General features: G+C 67.2%; 1 protein-coding gene. It reads left to right on the top strand.

From position 1 onward, the window contains the following. Nucleotides 1-51: 51 nt before the first annotated feature. The coding region (locus tag R0J88_RS19110; protein ID WP_410900745.1) for a hypothetical protein at nucleotides 52-348 on the top strand (297 nt) is incomplete at its 3' end.

Raw genomic sequence — 348 nt, 5'->3', positions numbered from 1 at the left:
CAGCACCGGATGCCCGGGGCCGCCCTCGCCTTCAAGCCTCGGTCGCACGATATGCACGCCACCGGCCTGAGCCTCGGCCCGAAGGACATGAAAGGTCTGCGCCGTGATCTGCGCCATGTCCGCCAGCCATACCGCCGCCACCTGCACATGCGCCAATCCAGCATCATCTTCCAGCTGACGGAAGGCATCGCCGAGACTGGCACCGAGCCCATTGCCCGCCTGCGGCGCACGCCAAACCCGCCCGGCATGCTCACGCGCGAAGTCATCTCCCAGCAGTGCGGCGGGATCATCGTCCTCACGCAGCAGCAGACGCCAGTCCACCTCACAGGACATGACCCGCGACAGCGT

Source organism: Pseudoalteromonas sp. SIMBA_162 (assembly GCF_046535955.1).
Lineage (GTDB): Bacteria > Pseudomonadota > Gammaproteobacteria > Enterobacterales > Alteromonadaceae > Pseudoalteromonas > Pseudoalteromonas marina.
Note: the sequence above shows the minus strand (reverse complement) of the source record. Positions and strands in the feature narration are given on the sequence as shown.